We start from the raw sequence: 19350 nt of genomic DNA on the forward strand, positions 1-19350 counted from the left end.
TCGACTTTCGATATTAGTTAAATATTTTTTTTAGTGTCTAGCATAGAATTTTTTAGATTCCAAAGATTTTCAGATAAGTCAACTTTGTATGTTTGAGGATAGACTAGTCGTCTATATTCTCTCCATAAAGTATTTAGTTCATTTTGAGCATATTTTTTTATTTCAGACACTGATCTTTTTTCATATACACAATTTCCATTAACAAATAAAGGTTGTAAAAGCTCTCTGATTGTATAATTTTTAAATGTTTTTTTCTTCCATGTATATACTGGATGGAATACAGTCAATGGTTTTGTAGTATCTAGAACCTCATCTTCAAGCATTATTAAATCTGCTTCAGCTTTTCCTTGATTATTATATATTCTAACAACTTTTTTGTATCCAGGGTTAGTAATTTTCTCTGGATCTTCAGAAATTTTAATTTTTGGTTCAATTTGGTTATTTTTAAAAGACGCTACCAGTTTATAAACTCCGCCTAATGATGGAGAATCAGCTGAAGTTATTAGCTTTGTTCCAACTCCCCAAGAGTTAATTGGAGAACCAGATGATTTTAAACTTGATATAGCATATTCATCTAAATCATTAGATGCTGTTATTTGTATATTCGTGAAACCTTCTGAATCTAATACTTTTTTACATGCTTTAGATAAATAATCTAAATCACCAGAGTCTAGTCTGATTCCAACTGGTTTATAGCCTTTAGTCTTTAAATCTTTAAAGACTTTAATTGCATTAGGGACTCCACTATTTAAAACATCATAAGTATCTACTAATAGAAGGCACTTATCTGGATAAATTTTTGCATAAGCTTCAAATGCCTCTAATTCAGAATCGAATTTTTGAACCCAGCTATGAGCATGAGTTCCAACTATAGGGATATCAAACATTTTCCCTGCGAGTACATTTGCAGTAGCACTACATCCCCCGATTATAGCTGCTCTTGCACCGTAAATTCCTGCATCTGGACCTTGAGCACGTCTTAATCCAAATTCTAATACGGAATCACCTTGAGCTGCAAAGCAAACTCTTGAAGCTTTACTAGCTATTAGTGACTGGAAGTTCACTATTGTAAGCAATGCAGTTTCAATAAGTTGAGCTTGATAAAGTGGTGCTTTAATCCTTATTATAGGTTCATTTGGGAACATTACAGTTCCTTCAGGAACAGAATAAATATCTCCTGTAAATTTAAAATCTTTTAAGAAATCTAAAAATTCATCTGAGAATAAGTTTAAGCCCCTAAGATATTCCAAGTCACTGTTGGAAAAATTAAGGTTATTTATGTACTCAACTAATTGATCTATACCACAAACAATCGTATACCCACCCTTGCAAGCGTTTTTCCTAAAAAACATATCAAATACGACTATATCATCATGAACACCATTCTCAAAATATCCATTAATCATAGTAAGCTGATATAAGTCAGTAAGAAGTGTTAAATTTTTCATTATATATCTCCTTATTACCCTAAAAATATAAAAAAATTACATAAGTATACTAAAACATAATATAGGATAAGTTTCAAGTATAATATGGGAACTTACTATCATAAAATTCATAAGAGGGGGTAGATTTGTATGGGAAAAATATGGTTTTGGATGATTTCAATTGGGATAGTAGGAAGCATATGTACAAACAACTTAGCACAATTAAATGAGGTTATATTAAATGAATCATCTAAAGGAATTGAATTTGCAGTAAGTTTAGCCGGAATAATGGCCCTTTGGATGGGGATTATGAATATAGCTAAAGATTCTGGATTAATAAATAAAATAGGGGATATATTATATCCTATTTTGAAAAAATTATTTCCATCTATTCCAAAAGGTCACAAAGCTATGTCATATATAGTTATGAATATGGTTTTAAATATGTTAGGCGCAGGGAATGGAGCTACAGCATTTGGATTAAAAGCTATGAATGAATTACAAACTTTAAATAAAAGAAAAGACACAGCTACAAATGATATGATTATGTTTTTAGTAATAAATATTTCATCTATACAAATTATTCCATTTACCATGATTAAATTAAGGTTAGATGGAGGATCAACAAATCCAGGAGAAATAATTATTTCAACTTTATTTGCGACAATTATATCTACAATAGTTGCAATAACAAGTTGTAAATTCCTTCAAAGAAGGAGGTATAAGTAATGATTGATTTATTTTCAAATTCTATAATCCCGATTATTATTTTAGGAATTGTAATTCATGGAAAGATAAAAGGTGTAGATATATATGATAGTTTTGTTAAAGGTGCTATAGATGGATTGAAGGCTACATGGAGTATATTGCCATACATAATAGGAATATTTTTAGCAATAGGAATATTTAAAAGTGGAAAAGGGATTGATATGTTAGAGTTTATATTTAAGCCTATAGCAGAATTATTCAGTATTCCAAAAGAGCTGATAGGTCTTATAATAGTTAAACCTCTATCTGGAAGTGGAGCTTTAGGAATGTATAATGAACTTGTAAGTAGAGTAGGAATGGGAAATTTAGTTGAGCAAATGGGGGCAACTATAGTTGGAGCATCGGAAACCATATTTTATACAATGGCTATATATTTTGGAAGCTTAAAAATAAAAAATACTAGGCATACTTTAGCATGTGCAATGATGAGTCATGTTGCAGGTGTATTAGCGGCTGTGTTTATATGTTACATATTATTTGCTTAAAATATTGAATCTTAAAATTTAATATCGGATACATAGTATGTCCAATAATGTTCGATAGGATAAAAACAATTTGTAGAATTTATACAAAAAAGTTTTTTGTTAAATTTTAAAAATTTTTATTTACAATTACATAATAAGGCACTATAATTAGTTTATAATAAAATTTCAAAATTAAATTCTATGAAAAAGAGAGTAACATTAAATTGAGTTTCAGCGAGCTAGGGTTGGTGTGAGCCTAGTAATGAAGTTTATTGTGAAGAGAGCTTTGGAGAAGGTTGCCTGAAATAATAGTATGGTAATCGGTGAGCCTGCCTTAAAGGATAGAGTGGATAAGTTTACTTATCAATTAGAGTGGTAACGCGGATATAATTCGTCTCTTGGTTTTTATAACCAAGAGACTTTTTTAATATAATGAATTATATTTGTATTAGCATATATTTGATTAACTTATCAATGAGAGTGGTACCACGGATAATTTCGTCTCTTAGCATTTTGCTAAGAGGCTTTTTTTATGCTTAAGTGGACAATTAAGGAAAAAATTATAACAAAAGTAACTATGTATTATCAATTACTAATAATTATTAATTGGGAGGTATTATAATGAAAATATTAAAAAAAGTAGTGTTTACAGGATTAATAGGAGTTTTAACTTTAGGTGTAGTAGGATGTTCATCATCAAAAGAGGATAAAAGTCAATTGCAATCAATCAAAGATAAAGGAGTACTAACGGTAGCTACAAGTGCAGATTACCCTCCGTATGAGTTCCATAAAAAAGTGGATGGAAAAGACAGCATAGTAGGATTTGAAATGATGATAGCAGAAGAAATAGCAAAAGATTTAGGTGTAAAGTTAGAAATTAAAGATATGAAGTTTGATGGTCTATTAGGGGCAATTAAATCAGGAAATGCAGATATGGTAATTGCAGGGATGAGCCCAACAGAGGAAAGAAAAAAAGCTGTTAATTTTTCTAATGTATACTACAACGGAGAACATACTATTTTAGTAAAAGACTCTAATAAAGATAAATATAAAAATATTGAAGATTTAAAAAGTGCAAGTATAGCTGTACAAAAAGCTAGTTTACAAGAAACTATAGCTAAGGATGTTATAAAAACTAAGAATATAAAATCTTTAGGGAAAATATCAGATGTAATTTTAGAGTTAGAAAATAATAATGTTGATGCAGCTGTAGTAAGTAAAGAAGCTATAAGTGGATACTTAAAACAATATCCTGATCTTGTAGAATCAAATGTAAATTTAGGTCAAAGTCAAGGTGAAGGATCAGCTATAGCTATAGATAAATCTCAAGATAAAACTTTAGTAGATCAAGTAAATAAAACTTTAGATGAATTAAAATCTAAAAATAAAATAGAAGAGTTTGTTCAAAAAGCTACTCAATTAGCTCAATAAATAGGAGGTAAATTATAATGGATTTTAGTTTTTTAAGTGATTATTCACAGTTTTTTATAGATGGAACGAAAATTACAATTGGAATATCGATATGCACACTAATTTTAGGATTTTTAGTTGGAGTAATAGTTTGTATGGCAAGAATTTCAAGAAATAAAATTTTTAGTATTTTAGGTTCAATATATATAGAATTTTTAAGAGGAACTCCTTTACTTGTTCAAATATATATAATTTACTTTGGATTCCCTACAATAGGAATAAAATTTCCAGATGTAGGTCCTATACCATCTGAGTATATATCAGCGATAGTTGCCCTTTCTATTAACTCAAGTGCATATATAGCAGAAATTCTTAGATCAGGAATACAATCAGTAGATAAAGGACAAATGGAAGCTAGTAGATCATTAGGATTTGATTATTCGACTAGTATGAGATTAGTAATTATTCCTCAAGCATTGAAAAATGTGCTTCCAGCGTTAGCAAATGAATTTATTGTTTTGGTAAAAGAATCTTCAATAGTTTCTGTAATAGGAATACAAGACTTAATGTATAGTGCAGATATAGTTAAAGGAAACACTTATTTAGCATTTGAGCCGTTATTAGTAGCAGCTATGATTTATTTCGTACTTACATTTACACTATCTAAATTAGTTGGACTATTTGAATTAAAACTTGAAAATAAAAGTGTAAGAGAATCAAAATATGCTTTTAAAATTTTCAAAACTACTAATGCTTAAATAAGGAGGTTAAATTATGATTCAAGTAAAGAATATAAAGAAAAAGTTTGGTAAATTAGAAGTATTAAAAGATATAAATTTAGATATAAAAAAAGGAGAAATAGTAGCTATTTTAGGGCCAAGTGGATCTGGAAAGAGCACACTGTTAAGATGTCTAAACTTATTAGAAAAACCAAATAACGGAGAAATTATTTTTGACAATCAAAATATACTAGATAAAAAATGTGATGTTAATAAGATAAGAGAAAATATAGGTATGGTGTTTCAGAATTTCAACTTATTTCCAAATATGACAGTACTAGAAAATATAATCATAGCACCTATTAAGTTAAAAAAGATAAATAAAGATGAAGCTATTGAAGATGCTTTGAATTTATTAGATCGAGTTGGATTACTTGATAAAAAAGATTCATATCCATCTCAATTATCAGGAGGGCAAAAACAGAGAATAGCAATTGCTAGAGCGTTAGCCATGAAACCTGAAGTTTTATTATTTGACGAACCTACGTCTGCGCTTGATCCAGAGATGGTTAAAGAGGTTTTAGATGTTATGAAAGAACTTGCAGATGAGGGAATGACTATGGCTGTTGTAACTCATGAAATCGGATTTGCTAAAGAAGTTGCAAGTAAAGTTGTATTTATGGATGGAGGGTATATCCTAGAAGAGGGTATACCTAAAGATGTATTTGAAAATACAAAAAACATAAGAGCTAAACAATTCTTTGATAAAGTTATATAAAACATAGCAATATAGGAAAATTACATTGACATAATGTAGTAAATTTAATAAAATTAAGCTTAATAAGTTATACAAAAATTCGCTTCGCTCATGTCGCCAACGACCTTAATAAACAGGTCCGTTGCTCAAGTTTATGAGTTGATAATTACATTAATCTAAAGTTCACGATTAAATATAATTACCTAAGAATTAAAATAATATTAACAAAAACAATGAATATAACATATACTTTATGTTAAATATAATAACTAATTAAGCTATGAAGAGATGAGTAAATAATTATTTTTCCTACAGAGAGCTAGATAAGGTGAAAGCTAGTGTTAAAAGAGTTATTGAATATGGTCTTGGAGCTATTTTATCCGAATAGTAGATTAATATCTATTTTTAAGATAAAACGGATGGACTCGTTATCGTCTTTTGAGATATCTAATATAATATTTTTTATTAGATAAAGTTAGGGTGGTACCGCGAATATAACCTCGCCCCTATGTATATCATAGGAGGCGAGTTTTTTATTTATATAGAAAATGAGGAGGAAAATATATATGACAAAACCAACTTTTTACGTTACAACTCCTATATATTACCCAAGTGGTAATTTACATATAGGACATACTTACACAACTGTTGCAGCAGATGCAATAGCAAGATTTAAACGTTTCTGTGGATACGATGTAAAATTCTTAACAGGAACAGATGAGCACGGTGAAAAAATACAAAAAACTGCTAAAGAAAAGGGAATGACAGAAATAGAGTACCTTGATGGAATGATAGCAGATATACAAAAACTATGGAAAACTATGGATATATCTTATGATGATTTCATAAGAACAACTCAAGAAAGACATGAAGTTATAATACAAAAAATATTCACTAAGTTATATGAGCAAGGTGATATATATAAAGGATCTTATGAAGGAAGATACTGTACTCCTTGTGAAAGTTTCTGGACAGAATCTCAATTATTAGAAGGAAATAAGTGCCCTGACTGTGGAAGAGATACTTATATAGCGAAAGAGGAGGCATATTTCTTTAAACTATCTAAATATGAAGATAGATTAAGAGAGTTATTTGCAGATCCTAACTTCTGTTTCCCTGTATCTAGAAAAAATGAAATGGTTGCAAACTTCTTAGATAAAGGGTTAGAAGACTTATGTGTAACTAGAACTACTTTTGATTGGGGAATTAAAGTTCCTTTTGATGAAAAACACGTTATATATGTTTGGGTAGATGCGTTATGTAACTATATAACAGCTTTAGGATATATGAGTGAAGATGATTCTGAATACAAGAAGTATTGGCCAGCTAATGTTCATATAGTAGGAAAAGAAATAATGAGATTCCATACTATAATATGGCCAGCTATATTAATGGCTTTAGGTGAAGAGATGCCTACACAAGTATATGGTCATGGGTGGATATTATTTGATAACGACAAAATGAGTAAATCTAAAGGAAATATAGTATACCCAGAACAAATGATAGAAAGATATGGAGTAGATGCTCTTAAATACTTCTTATTAAGAGAATTTGCATTTGGGCAAGATGGTAACTATACTCACAAAAACTTTGTAACTAGACTTAACTCAGATTTAGCAAATGATTTAGGAAACCTAGTAAGTAGAACTGTTTCTATGGTTGAGAAGTATAACGAAGGAATAATACCAATGCCAAAAGTAAGTACTGAGTTTGATGATAGTTTAAAAGAAACAGCTAAAAATTCAGTTGAAAACTTTGAAATAGAAATGAATAAACTTCAATTTAATGAAGCTTTAGAATCAGCTTGGAAATTAATAAGAAGAACTAATAAATATATAGACGAAACTATGCCATGGGCTTTAGCTAAAGATGAAGCTAAAAAAGATGAATTAGATGCAGTATTATATAATTTATGTGAATCTATAAGAATAGTAGCAACTCTTATAAATCCAATGATGAACGATACTGCTAAAAAGATATATGGACAATTAGGAATAAATGATGAGAGTTTAACTACTTGGGAAAGTACTAAAACTTTTGGATTAATAAAAGAAAATACAAAAGTTGAAAAAGGAAATGCATTATTCCCAAGATTAGATATAGAAAAAGAAGTAGAAGAACTACAAGAATTATTTTCAGAGAAAAAAGAAGAAGTAGAAGCACCATTAGAACATAAACCAGAAATATCTATAGATGATTTAGATAAAATTGAGCTTAGAATAGGTAAAATTATAAGCTGTGAAAAACATCCAAAAGCAGATAGACTTTTAGTATCACAAGTAAAAGTAGGTCCAGAAACAAGACAAATAGTTTCAGGAATAGCTAAGTGGTATAAGCCAGAAGATTTAATAGGAAAAGAAGTTACAGTAGTATGTAATTTAAAACCTGTTAAATTAAGAGGGGTAGAATCACAAGGAATGATATTAGCTGCAGGAGATAATGGAGATGATTTAGTCGTACCATTCACAGAAGGAGCTAAAGACGGTTGCGAAGTTAGATAAGGAGATGACAAAATGTTATTTGACTCACATGCACATTTAAATGATGAAAGATTTGATGAAGATAGAGAAGAATTAATAAACTCGCTTAAAAATAAAGGCGTAGATTTAGTTTTAAATCCAGGAGCTTGTATAGAAACATCTAAAAGCAGTGTAGAATTAGCTAATAAATATGATTTTATATATGCTGCAGTCGGAGTTCATCCTCATGATGTAGGTGAAATGAACGAAGATGATATAGAAACGTTAAGAAAACTTGCTACTCAAAATGAAAAAGTAAAAGCTATAGGTGAGATTGGTTTAGATTACTATTATGATAACTCTCCTAGAGAAACTCAAAAGGAATGGTTTAAAAGACAAATAGAACTAGCTAATGAACTTAAATTGCCTATAATAATTCATGATAGAGATGCACATGGAGATACATTTGAAATAATAAAAAACACAAAAAGTCCTGAAATAGGATGTGTTCTTCATTGTTATAGCGGGAATGTAGAACTTGCTAAAGAATATATTAAAATGGGATGTTTAATATCTATACCAGGAACTGTAACATTTAAAAATAATAAAAAAACTAGAGAAGTTGTTAGAGAAATACCTCTTGAGTATTTACTTATAGAGACTGATTCTCCATATATGGCTCCAGAACCACATAGAGGAAAAAGAAATGATCCTTCTTTAGTTCAATTTGTAGCTGATAAAATAGCTCAAGAAAAAGGAATTTCATATGAGCGGGTTTGTGAAGTTACAAAAGAAAATGCTAAAAGATTTTTCAATATAAAATAAAGATAAAGGGGGTGTCTAAGACATCCCTTTATTTTGTATAAAAATATTTAAATTAAGGGACAATCTGATTTGTAGCCTTGATAAAATTTAGCATAACGCTTAAAATATAAAGATATTAAGTAAAATGAGCGAAAAGGTGATTAGATGATAAAGGAAATAATAGTAGTAGAAGGAAGAGACGATGTAACTGCTGTAAAAAGAGCATTAGATGCAGAATTAATAACTACAGGTGGATTTGGATTTCCTAAGGGAGTTATGGAAAGAATAAAAGCTGCACAAGAAAGAAGAGGAGTAATAATATTTACTGATCCAGATTTTGCTGGTGAAAAAATAAGAAAGAAGATAGCTGCAGAAGTTCCAGGATGTAAACATGCATTTTTACCAAGAGAAGAAGCTAAAAAAAATGGAGACATAGGTATTGAAAACGCAACTCCAGAAAGTATAAGAAGAGCTCTTGAGAAGGTAAGAACTGAAAGCACAGATAAAAGAGATGAATTCGGACAAGTAGACTTAATAAGAAATGGGCTTATAGGAAGTGATGATGCATCGCATAGAAGAGATAAGCTAGGAATGATACTTGGTATAGGATACGGAAATGCAAAACAATTTTTAAATAGACTAAATAATTATGGAGTTAGTAGAGAAGAATTTGAAAAATCTTTAGAGACTCTATAAAAACTAGATAGGTAAAAGGAGAAAAATATGGATAGACTTTCGTCACATAGAAAAACCAAAGAAGTAGTAGATAAACATGGATTTAAGTTTTCTAAGTCATTAGGGCAAAACTTTTTAATAGATGATAATGTAATAGATAAAATATTAGATGGAGCTAGACTTTCTGAAGGCGACAAAATAATAGAGGTAGGGCCGGGGATTGGAACGCTTACTCGTGAAATGGGAAAAGTTGCAGATAAAGTAGTTGCTATAGAAATAGATAAAACTTTAATACCTATACTTAAGGATACTTTAGATGAATTTGAAAATATAGAGGTTGTAAACCAAGATATATTAAAAGTAGATGTACAAGGATTAGTAAATGAAAAATTAAGTGGAGGACCAGTTAAGCTTGTTGCAAATCTTCCATATTATATTACAACTCCAATAGTAATGAAGTTTTTAGAAGAAGATATACCTGTAACAGATATAGTAGTTATGGTTCAAAAAGAAGTTGCAGATAGAATGAATGCAGGTCCTGGAACTAAAGATTATGGTGCATTATCTATAGCAGTTCAATATTATTGTGATACAGAAATTGTAGCAAAAGCACCTAGACATATGTTTATACCTCAACCAAATGTTGATTCTACAGTAATAGGTCTTCATGTAAGAGAAGAGAAAAAGTACAAAGTAGACAGCGAAGAAGTATTTTTCAAAACTGTAAAAGCAGCATTTGGTCAAAGAAGAAAAACATTACTAAATGCACTAGGAACTTTAGGGTTTTTAGATAAAGATGAAATAAGAGAAGTTTTACAAGAAGCAAATATAGATGAGAAAAGAAGAGGTGAAACTCTATCTATAGAAGAATTTGCAAATCTTGCAAACTGTGTAAATAAAAAAGTACCTTCTAAATAGAAGGTACTTTTTTGCATGTCCAAACATATAATGTTTAGAGGGATTTATATTTTTTATAGGGGGGATAACTTTGAGTACTAAAAAGAAATATAAAAGAGATTATATAATTTTAGAAGCCAAGGATATGAATTTCAGATATAAAGACAGAGTTTTACCTAAAGCTTTTGCAAAAGTTGAAGTGACAGAAGACAAATCACTAGTTGCTCTTTATGTAGAAAACTTAAAATATGTTAGAGAAGGATATAAAGTAGTTGCTATATTAGAAGATTATAATACTGTAGATTTAGGAAATATAGTTTTAAGCGAGCAAGGAAAAGGGGAATTTGCTTTAAGTTTAGATGAAAATACTTCAAATATTAAATCCATAGCTTTAACATATGAAAAAAGTATTCCTTTAATAGGCTTTAAAGGAAGTAAATTAGAAAATTATGAAGAACTAATATTTGCTGAAAATGAAGAATACGGAGAATATGAAGAAATAGAAGATGATGAATATGAATACGAAGAAGTGGAGTATATTGATGTAGAAGACGAAGATAGTGAATATGAATACGAATATTTAGAGTATATAGAAGTAGAAGATGATGATCAAGAAGAAGAAGAGATAGAAGAATATGAAGAACCTAAACAAGAATATACTTCTAATAACAATCATAGAAATCAAAACCAAAGTCAAAAACAAAAACAAAATAAATATAGTAAACAAGTTGAGGATATAAAACAGGTAAATGAAAATATAGAATATGAAGAAGTTGAAACAACTAAAATAAGAAACCTATTGATGCCTAGACAAATAAAAAAAGGATTAAAGATGTTTAAAGAGGTAAAACCATTTGTAAATGAAAGTTTTGATAATACTAGATGGTGGAAAATAGAAATAACACCAATGACTATGTGTGGTTATACAATGCCTTATTTAGGATATGTAAATACTCTAAATTATACGATGTATAGTGATATAGTTTTACAGGCTTATAGATATAGACACTATTTATTTGGTGTTCAATATGATGAATATAATAAACGTAAAAATTATATATATGCAATTCCAGGTAATAAAAATGAACAGCCTGATCAAGGGCATACGGGATTTGATATGTATAAACCTTGCGATGATAGAAGTGATAAACTAGGATACTGGATATGTCTTGTAGATTCTAGAACTAGAAAAATTGTAAAATAATTGGCACTAGTTTAAAAATATCGTTTTCTCTTGAAAAAACTACCAATATAAATTACAATGTATATATCACATATACCAAGGAGGAAATTTAAGATGATAAACAAGAAAAGATTAATAGACGAATTCATTGAATTAGTAAAAATAGATAGTCCTTCAGCTAAAGAAGGTAAAGTTGCAAAGGCTTTAGTAGAAAAGTTAGAAGCTATAGGATGCGAAGTTTGTATAGATGAAGCTGGAACAAAAGTTGGTGGAGAAACAGGAAATGTAATAGCTAAATTAAAAGGAAACAGAGAAGGTAAAACTATTTTATTCAGTTCTCACATGGATACAGTTAGCCCAGGAGAAGGAATAAAACCTATAATAGATGAAGCTACTGGAATAATAAAAAGTGATGGAACTACAGTTTTAGGTTCTGACGATAAAGCTGGTATAGCAGCTATATTAGAAGCTTTAAGAGTTATACAAGAAAACAATATAGACCACGCTGATATAGAAGTAGTATTCTCTATATGGGAAGAAGGTGGATTATTTGGAGCTCAATACTTAGATTATTCTAAAGTAAGCCCAGATTTTGCATTTGTTTTAGATAGCGGTGGATCTCCAGGAGAAATAATAACAAAAGCTCCGGCTCAAGATAAAATAGAAATAACTATAAAAGGTAAGCCAGCACATGCAGGATTACAACCAGAAAATGGAGTAAGTGCTATAATGGTAGCTTCTAAGGCTATAGAAAATATGAAGTTATTAAGAATAGATGAGGAAACTACTGCAAATATAGGTATAGTTAATGGAGGAATAGCTACTAACATAGTTATGCCAGAACTTGAAATAGTTGCAGAAGCTAGAAGTTTAGAAGTAGCTAAATTAGAAGCTCAAACTAATCATATGGTAGAAGAATTTAAAAAAGCAGGAGAAGCTATGGGAGCAGAAGTAACAGCTAAAGTAACTAGATGTTATGCACCATTCAAAATGGATGATAATGAAGAAATAGTAGAACTTGCTAAAAAAGCATTCTCTAACTTAGGAATAGAAGCTTATACAGCAGCAACAGGTGGAGGAAGTGACACTAACGTATTAAATGGAAATGGCGTAAAAGCTGTAAACTTAGGAATAGGTATGAAAAATGCTCATACATTAGAAGAATATATAGCTATAGAAGATATAATAAATTCTTCAAGAGCAGTATTAGAAATAATTAAAGAAGCTTAATCAAATATATGATATAATATAAAGATCGCCCAACATTTGTTGGGTGATTTTTCATTTTAAAGATAAATGATAATTAATATTGAATTATAACTATAATTTATTGCACTTAATATTTAATATAAGTTTAAATGTGAATAAAAATGGATAGTAAAATAAAAGATAGTATTAAAAGGAGGGAAATTAAGTGGAAACAAGGTATGATGAAGCAAATAAGGTAACAATAAAATCTATAGTATGGAACGTTATTTTAACTTTTATAAAAATATTTGCAGGTATAGTAGGTAAATCTAATGCTATGATAGCAGATGGATTACATTCAGCATCTGATATTATTAGCTCGGTAGGAGTTTTAATAGGGAATAAAATAGCTAATGCTCCAAATGATGAAGATCATAATTATGGACATGAAAAAGCCGAGACATTAGTATCTTTTTTACTTTCTATATTATTAATAGTGGTATCATTAAAAATAGGATTTGATGCATTAAAATCACTATTTAATTTAAATAGTATTCAAATACCGACAGCGTTGCCATTAGTAGTATCAGTTATATCTGTAGCTATAAAAGAGTATCAATACAGAATAACAATAAAAATAGCTCAAAAAATAAATTCACCATCATTAAAAGCAGATGCATGGCATCATAGATCAGATGCTCTTTCATCTATAGCAGCATTTATAGGTATAGGAGGAGCTATGTTAGGGTTTAAAGCATTAGACCCTATTGCTTCTATAGTAGTTGCGTTATTTGTTGCAAAGGTTGGATTTGATATATTAAAAGATTCAGCAAATGAACTTATGGATTATTCTATTGATACAGAAGAAGAAAAACAAATTATAAGTATAGCTGAAGGAACACAGGGTGTAATTAACTTAGGTGAAATTAGAACAAGAAAACATGGTGCAACTGCATATGTAGATTTAACTATATGTGTAAATAAAGACTTAACTGTATATGAAGGGCATGAAATTGCCACTAAATTAGAAAAACGGATAATAAAAGACATGCAGTTTGTCAAAGGGATAACAGTCCATGTAGAACCATGTATAAATTGCCCAGGAAATTCATGTAAAAAATAATGAAAATTTTAAAAAATAATAAAAAAGCACTATGATTAAATTGTAGTGCTTTTTAGTTTGTGAATTTTATAGTATAATAAAATCGTAATTATATAGGGGGGAGCTTTTATGGCAAAGAAAAGAAAAATAAAAAAGCGCGTAATCATACTTATAGGGATGATTGTTTTTTTCGTTGTATATGCGGGTACATATATTTATTTCTCAAAACAACAAGAAAGTAGTGAACCTGTTAAAGTTCAAGATAAAAGTACAGAATCCGATAATAAAACTTTAATTTCCCAAATGAAAGAGACTGACACTGTATATATTTCAGATGATAAATTAAAGGATGTAAGGATAGAAAAAGATTACTGGGACCAAATAAAATTTTTCTCTACAAAGTTTAAAGAAGTTAGAAAGCCTAGTAATTACGAAAGTAAATATGAAGCTTACATGGATAATGGAATCAGATTTTCTACAGATTTAGATTATTTTAGAATTTACACAGTAAATAAAGAAGAGTTTTATAAAATTCCAGTATCAGAGAAACAAGCATTTGATAAGTTGCTTCAAGAAAGTATATATACATCTATAGATTCTGTAAAAAAATATAAAACTTGGGATGGCGTAGAGATAATATACAAAGATGAAGTAAAAAAACCATGGAAATGGAAATATGATGATTTAGCTTATAAAATATCTGTAAAGAGATTAGTTGGAAAAATTCAACCAGAAAAGAGTAAAGAAAGAAGTGAATATAACTTTACTATTAAAATTCATGGTGATGGTTATTCTACTACATTAGAAACAATGGGTAATGACTATGTTAAAATAACATCAGATAAAGCAACTGCATATTATGAAGTTCATGATGGATTATATGAATATTTAAAAAACGACATATTTAAGATTGGAAATAAATAAAAAACTAGGGCTTAGCCCTAGTTTTTTTATTTATTAAGAAGCATTTCTCCGATTTTATAAACTGTACCAGCACCTGCAGTTATAACTAAATCATCTTCAACTACATTTTCAGCAAGATAATTAGCAATATCTTCAAATTCACTTAGGTATAGTACATCAACATTATTTTGATATAACTTATCTACTAAATCTTTAGAATGTATATCACCAGGATCTTTTTCACGAGCAGCGTATATATCTGTTATTATAACTTTATCAGCAGCATAGAATGCATCTGAAAACTCGTTTAATAAAGATTTAGTTCTAGTATAAGTATGAGGTTGGAATATACACCATAACTTATTCTTTTTAATTTTCTTAGCAGCAGATAAAGTTGCCTTTAATTCTGTTGGATGATGAGCGTAGTCATCTACAACTAAAGCATTTTTATATTTACCTTTAACCTCGAATCTTCTTCCTACTCCTCCATATAATGCAATGTTTTTTCTTATAGTCTCTAACTCTACACCAGAAACTAAAGCTGCTATTATAGCACCAGTAGCATTGTATATATTGTGAACACCAGGAACAGAAAGTTTGAACTCTCCTAGATTGTTTCCATTATAGCTAATGTTAAACATCCCGTATCCATTTTCATCGAATCTAACATCTTTTATTAAAGCATTATTTCCTTCATTTTGACCATATTTTATAACAGTAGCTTTTATTTCATGAAGTATATCTTTAGTATTTTCGTCATCTCCGTTGATTATAAAGTATCCATCATAAGGTAATAGTTTACCAAATTTGTTAAAAGATGCTTTTATTTCATCTATCCCAGAGAAGTAATCTAAGTGATCTTCTTCTATATTAAGTACTACTGAAATTTTAGGGTTAAAGCTTAGGAAACTGTCAACATACTCACAAGCTTCAGTTATGAAGTTCTCAGATTTACCTATTTTAACATTTCCACCTATAATACTAAGGTTTCCTCCAACTAATATTGTAGGGTCAAGATCCGCGTATTCAAAAATTGCAGATAGCATCGAAGTTGTCGATGTTTTCCCGTGAGTACCAGAGATTGCTATAGCATTTTGATACTCCCTCATTATTTGACCTAAAAATGCAGCTCTATTTATTGTTAATTTATTTTTTTCTTTAGCAGCGATTAATTCCTCATTGTCAGATTTAACAGCAGCAGTATATACTACCATGTCTATATTATCAGTTATATGCTCTTTTTTATGGCCAACATATATTGTTGCTCCTTGAGAGCGTAAATCATCTAATAAATATGACTCTGTAGAATCTGAACCGAAAACATTATAACCTTTATTTAGGCATATTTTAGCTAGCGCACTCATGCTTATACCGCCAACACCTATAAAGAATATGTTCATATTGAAACCACCTTTCTAATAAATTAAAAGTTCTACAATAAGAACTATGTTTGTGATATAATAGTATAATGTTCAATATTTTAAGCAAACTAAAATTATAAAATATTTCTATACATTAATATATTAAATTTCAAATAAAACATAACAAATATTATAACATATTGGAAAAAAATATGCATTAACAAGTTTAAATACATAGGTTTCAGGTACAGGAGGTATTATATATGAAGTTTAAAAGAACGGAGCGTATAGGAGCGATAGTTAAAATACTATCAGATAATCCTAATAAAATATTTACTTTAAGCTATTTCACATCAAAATTTAATTCGGCTAAATCAACTATAAGTGAAGATTTAATAGTTGTTAAAAATGTTTTTGAAAAGCTAGAATTAGGACAAGTAATAACTATATCAGGAGCCGCTGGTGGAGTTAAATATATTCCAAAAACATCAAAATCAGAAAATGAAGAATTTTTATTAAACCTATGTGAAGAAATAAAAGATCCATCTAGAATTCTTTCAGGAGGATTTTTATATCTTATAGATTTAATATACGATCCTAGAATAGCGTCTAAGATTGGTAAAATATTTGCATCAAATATAGATTATTCACAAGCTGACTACGTTGTTACTATGGAGACAAAAGGAATACCTATGGCTCTTATGACAGCAAAAGCTATGAATTTACCTTTAGTGATAATAAGAAAAGACACTAAAGTATCAGAAGGTCCGACACTTAGCATGACATATGTAAGTGGAAATAGTTCTTCTAAAGTAGAAAGCATGAGTTTACCGAGAAAAGCTGTTAAGCCAGGAAGTAAAGTTATATTAATAGATGACTTTATGAGGGGCGGAGGAACTATAAAAGGTATGATGCAACTTATGAATGAGTTTGGAGCGGAAGTTATAGGAAGGGGAGTATTCATATCTACTACTAATCCAACGCAAAAAATGGTCGAAGATTATATATCTTTAATAGAAATAGATGTAGTTAATAATGAGGTTGTAAGCGTTAAACCTAATTTACAAACTTTTAGGGAAGAATATTGGTCTACAGCTGAAGTGGGAGAAACTGTAGAAGAACAAAGTGAAATTGATAAATTAGAAGAATAATATAAATTTTAAGGGTAAATTTCTATCAAATAAAAAAAAGGTAAAAAAATAAAAAAATTTTTCTGAAATAATAGAGGAAATTTAGCAATTTGATAGAATTAATATATTATAAATAAAAAAAGATTTTTTAATGTTCAAATTAAATTTGTCAAAACTAAAAGGGGGATATTAGTAAAATGAAAATCACTGACGTTAGAGTAAGAAAATTAACTGATGAGGGGAAAATGAAGTGTATAGTTTCATTAACTTTCGATAATTTATTTGTGGTACATGATATAAAGGTTATAGAGGGGCACAATGGATTATTTATAGCTATGCCAAGTAGAAAAATAGGTGAAGGAAACTTCAGAGATATAGCTCACCCTATAAATGCTGAAATGAGACAAATGTTAGAAGAAGAAGTTTTAAAAGCATATCAAGAAGCAATTTCTCAATTAGAAGTAGCTGCTGAATAGTAAAAAGAAGAACTAAAATAAGATATATTTTCGAATATATTTCTTAAAGAGCCGAATTTTAGGCTCTTTTTTATTTGAATAATATGTACTTTTTACTTCAAAAATGGTATATTAGTTAATAGAATTAGGAAATTGTATACAAAATAAAATATTTACACATCATATATAGATTTATTTGAAATTAAAAAAGATTGAAATGGAGTGGGTTTATGAATTTTAAAGCAATAATCCTTGCGGCAGGAAAAGGAACAAGAATGAAATCAAGTTTGCCAAAAGTAGTTCATAAGGTATGTGGAAAAGAGATGGTAAACCATGTCGTAAATGTATCTAAAAAGTCAGGGGTTAATGAAATTGTTGCGATTTTAGGTCATGGAAGTGAGGTAGTTCAACATGTATTGCCTACTGATACTAAAATAGCTATGCAAACTGAACAATTAGGAACAGGTCATGCTGTTATGATGGCAAATGAGCACATATCAGAAAATGATACTATAGTTGTTTTATGTGGAGACACTCCTTTAGTAAATTCAGATACATTAGAAAATCTATTTAAATATCACTTAGATAATGGATATCATGCTACTGTATTAACTACTAAAGTAGAAAATCCAACAGGTTATGGAAGAATAATAAGAGATGAAAAACAAGACTTATTAAAAATAGTTGAACAAAAAGATGCTAACGAAGAAGAAAAGTTAGTAAATGAGATAAATTCAGGAATTTATTGTTTCAATGGAAAAAGCTTAAAAGATGCTCTTTCTAAAATAGACAATAATAATGCTCAAGGAGAATATTATTTAACTGATACAGTAGAAATAATGAGAAATAATAATCTTAAAGTAGGAGCATTTAACGGAGCTACAATAGAAGAACTTATGGGTGTAAACTCAAGAGTTGAATTATCTAAAGCTGAAGAAATAATGAGAAGAAGAATAAACACTATGCACATGGTGAATGGTGTAACTATAATAGATGTAAATAGCACATATATAGAATCAGATGTAAAAATTGGAAATGATACAATTGTATATCCAGGAGCTATGTTAAAAGGAAATACAAAAATAGGAAGTAATTGTAAAATTGGAATGAATACTTCTATATCAAATTCAACAATAGGTGATGGAACAGAAGTAGAAAATTCTACGATAATAAATAGTAAAGTTGGTAATAATACTACAGTTGGACCTTATGCATACTTAAGACCTAAGAGTAATATAGGTAATAATGTAAAAGTAGGAGATTTCGTAGAAGTTAAAAATGCTACAATAGAAGATAATTCTAAGGCATCTCACCTAGCTTACATAGGAGATGCACATGTAGGAAAAAATGTTAATATAGGTTGCGGAACAGTATTTGTAAACTATGACGGTAAAAATAAATTTAAGTCAGTTGTAAAAGATGGAGCTTTTATAGGATCAAACTCTAACTTAGTAGCTCCAGTTGTAGTAGAAGAAAATGGATATATAGCTACAGGATCTACTATAACGGATGATGTTCCACAAGGAGCATTGGCAATAGCTAGAGAAAGACAAGTTATAAAAGAAGGTTGGGTAGAAAAGAAGAACCTTAAGAAATAAATTCATATAAACAAGGCTATAACGCAGATATAGCCTAGTCTATACCTGCG

Annotated in this window: 18 protein-coding genes and 2 other annotated features; of the genes, 16 read left to right on the forward strand and 2 right to left on the reverse strand. The window is 29.3% G+C overall.

Annotation, left to right across the window (positions count from 1 at the left end):
- Positions 1-17: 17 nt before the first annotated feature.
- Complete coding sequence (locus KXZ80_RS00940; protein ID WP_021434223.1) at positions 18-1448, reverse strand: nicotinate phosphoribosyltransferase; 1431 nt, start codon at positions 1446-1448, stop codon at positions 18-20.
- Between the two features lie 129 nt (positions 1449-1577).
- On the opposite strand from KXZ80_RS00940, the gene KXZ80_RS00945 reads away from it, so the two are divergent.
- From KXZ80_RS00945 to KXZ80_RS01005, 13 genes are all read left to right on the forward strand, one after another.
- Positions 1578-2156, forward strand: a complete 579-nt coding sequence (locus tag KXZ80_RS00945) for a nucleoside recognition domain-containing protein (protein ID WP_021430415.1) — start codon at positions 1578-1580, stop codon at positions 2154-2156.
- Positions 2156-2680, forward strand: coding sequence for a spore maturation protein (locus tag KXZ80_RS00950; protein WP_021430363.1), 525 nt, complete (start codon positions 2156-2158; stop codon positions 2678-2680). The genes KXZ80_RS00945 and KXZ80_RS00950 overlap by 1 nt, the downstream gene beginning before the upstream one ends.
- Positions 2681-2851: 171 nt before the next feature.
- Positions 2852-3061, forward strand: a binding site (T-box leader).
- Positions 3062-3280: 219 nt separating this feature from the next.
- Positions 3281-4090, forward strand: a complete 810-nt coding sequence (locus KXZ80_RS00955; RefSeq protein ID WP_021434222.1) for a transporter substrate-binding domain-containing protein — start codon at positions 3281-3283, stop codon at positions 4088-4090.
- Between the two features lie 17 nt (positions 4091-4107).
- The gene (locus KXZ80_RS00960; protein WP_021434221.1) at positions 4108-4827 is read left to right on the forward strand and encodes an amino acid ABC transporter permease; all 720 of its coding nucleotides are present in this window, start codon (positions 4108-4110) and stop codon (positions 4825-4827) included.
- Between the two features lie 16 nt (positions 4828-4843).
- A complete protein-coding gene (locus KXZ80_RS00965) occupies positions 4844-5566 on the forward strand; it encodes an amino acid ABC transporter ATP-binding protein (RefSeq protein WP_021434220.1) in 723 nt (240 codons plus the stop codon).
- 250 nt (positions 5567-5816) lie between these two features.
- Positions 5817-6056: a binding site (T-box leader), on the forward strand.
- A 55-nt stretch (positions 6057-6111) separates the two neighbouring features.
- Positions 6112-8046: a methionine--tRNA ligase gene (metG, locus tag KXZ80_RS00970; RefSeq protein ID WP_021430355.1), complete on the forward strand. Its 1935-nt coding sequence runs from the start codon at positions 6112-6114 to the stop codon at positions 8044-8046.
- A 12-nt stretch (positions 8047-8058) separates the two neighbouring features.
- The gene (locus KXZ80_RS00975; protein ID WP_021434219.1) at positions 8059-8829 is read left to right on the forward strand and encodes a TatD family hydrolase; all 771 of its coding nucleotides are present in this window, start codon (positions 8059-8061) and stop codon (positions 8827-8829) included.
- Positions 8830-8973: 144 nt separating this feature from the next.
- Positions 8974-9504 (forward strand): ribonuclease M5, encoded by a 531-nt coding sequence (gene rnmV / locus KXZ80_RS00980; protein WP_021430389.1) that lies wholly within the window; start codon positions 8974-8976, stop codon positions 9502-9504.
- A 27-nt stretch (positions 9505-9531) separates the two neighbouring features.
- A complete protein-coding gene (gene rsmA / locus KXZ80_RS00985; protein ID WP_021430387.1) occupies positions 9532-10401 on the forward strand; it encodes a 16S rRNA (adenine(1518)-N(6)/adenine(1519)-N(6))-dimethyltransferase RsmA in 870 nt (289 codons plus the stop codon).
- Between the two features lie 70 nt (positions 10402-10471).
- A complete protein-coding gene (locus KXZ80_RS00990) occupies positions 10472-11584 on the forward strand; it encodes a hypothetical protein (RefSeq protein WP_021434218.1) in 1113 nt (370 codons plus the stop codon).
- A gap of 93 nt (positions 11585-11677) precedes the next feature.
- Entirely contained in the window at positions 11678-12793 is a 1116-nt protein-coding gene (locus tag KXZ80_RS00995; protein ID WP_021430353.1) for a M20/M25/M40 family metallo-hydrolase, read from the forward strand.
- Between the two features lie 184 nt (positions 12794-12977).
- The gene (locus tag KXZ80_RS01000) at positions 12978-13874 is read left to right on the forward strand and encodes a cation diffusion facilitator family transporter (RefSeq protein WP_021434217.1); all 897 of its coding nucleotides are present in this window, start codon (positions 12978-12980) and stop codon (positions 13872-13874) included.
- Between the two features lie 108 nt (positions 13875-13982).
- A complete protein-coding gene (locus KXZ80_RS01005; RefSeq protein ID WP_021434216.1) occupies positions 13983-14777 on the forward strand; it encodes a hypothetical protein in 795 nt (264 codons plus the stop codon).
- A 26-nt stretch (positions 14778-14803) separates the two neighbouring features.
- Here the strand turns inward: KXZ80_RS01005 and murC are convergent, their stop codons facing one another.
- Positions 14804-16156, reverse strand: coding sequence for a UDP-N-acetylmuramate--L-alanine ligase (gene murC, locus KXZ80_RS01010; RefSeq protein WP_021434215.1), 1353 nt, complete (start codon positions 16154-16156; stop codon positions 14804-14806).
- A gap of 224 nt (positions 16157-16380) precedes the next feature.
- Here murC and purR point away from each other — a divergent pair, with 224 nt between their 5' ends.
- The 3 genes from purR to glmU all read left to right on the forward strand — a co-directional run bounded on the left by purR (position 16381) and on the right by glmU (position 19300).
- On the forward strand, positions 16381-17268 hold the full coding sequence (gene purR, locus KXZ80_RS01015; RefSeq protein ID WP_035118368.1) for a pur operon repressor: 888 nt from the start codon (positions 16381-16383) through the stop codon (positions 17266-17268).
- A gap of 176 nt (positions 17269-17444) precedes the next feature.
- Positions 17445-17723 (forward strand): septation regulator SpoVG, encoded by a 279-nt coding sequence (gene spoVG, locus KXZ80_RS01020; RefSeq protein WP_021430398.1) that lies wholly within the window; start codon positions 17445-17447, stop codon positions 17721-17723.
- Positions 17724-17932: 209 nt separating this feature from the next.
- Positions 17933-19300: a bifunctional UDP-N-acetylglucosamine diphosphorylase/glucosamine-1-phosphate N-acetyltransferase GlmU gene (gene glmU / locus KXZ80_RS01025; RefSeq protein ID WP_021434213.1), complete on the forward strand. Its 1368-nt coding sequence runs from the start codon at positions 17933-17935 to the stop codon at positions 19298-19300.
- Positions 19301-19350: the final 50 nt, after the last annotated feature.

Origin of the sequence: Paraclostridium bifermentans, from assembly GCF_019916025.1 — a bacterium.
Lineage (GTDB): Bacteria > Bacillota > Clostridia > Peptostreptococcales > Peptostreptococcaceae > Paraclostridium > Paraclostridium bifermentans.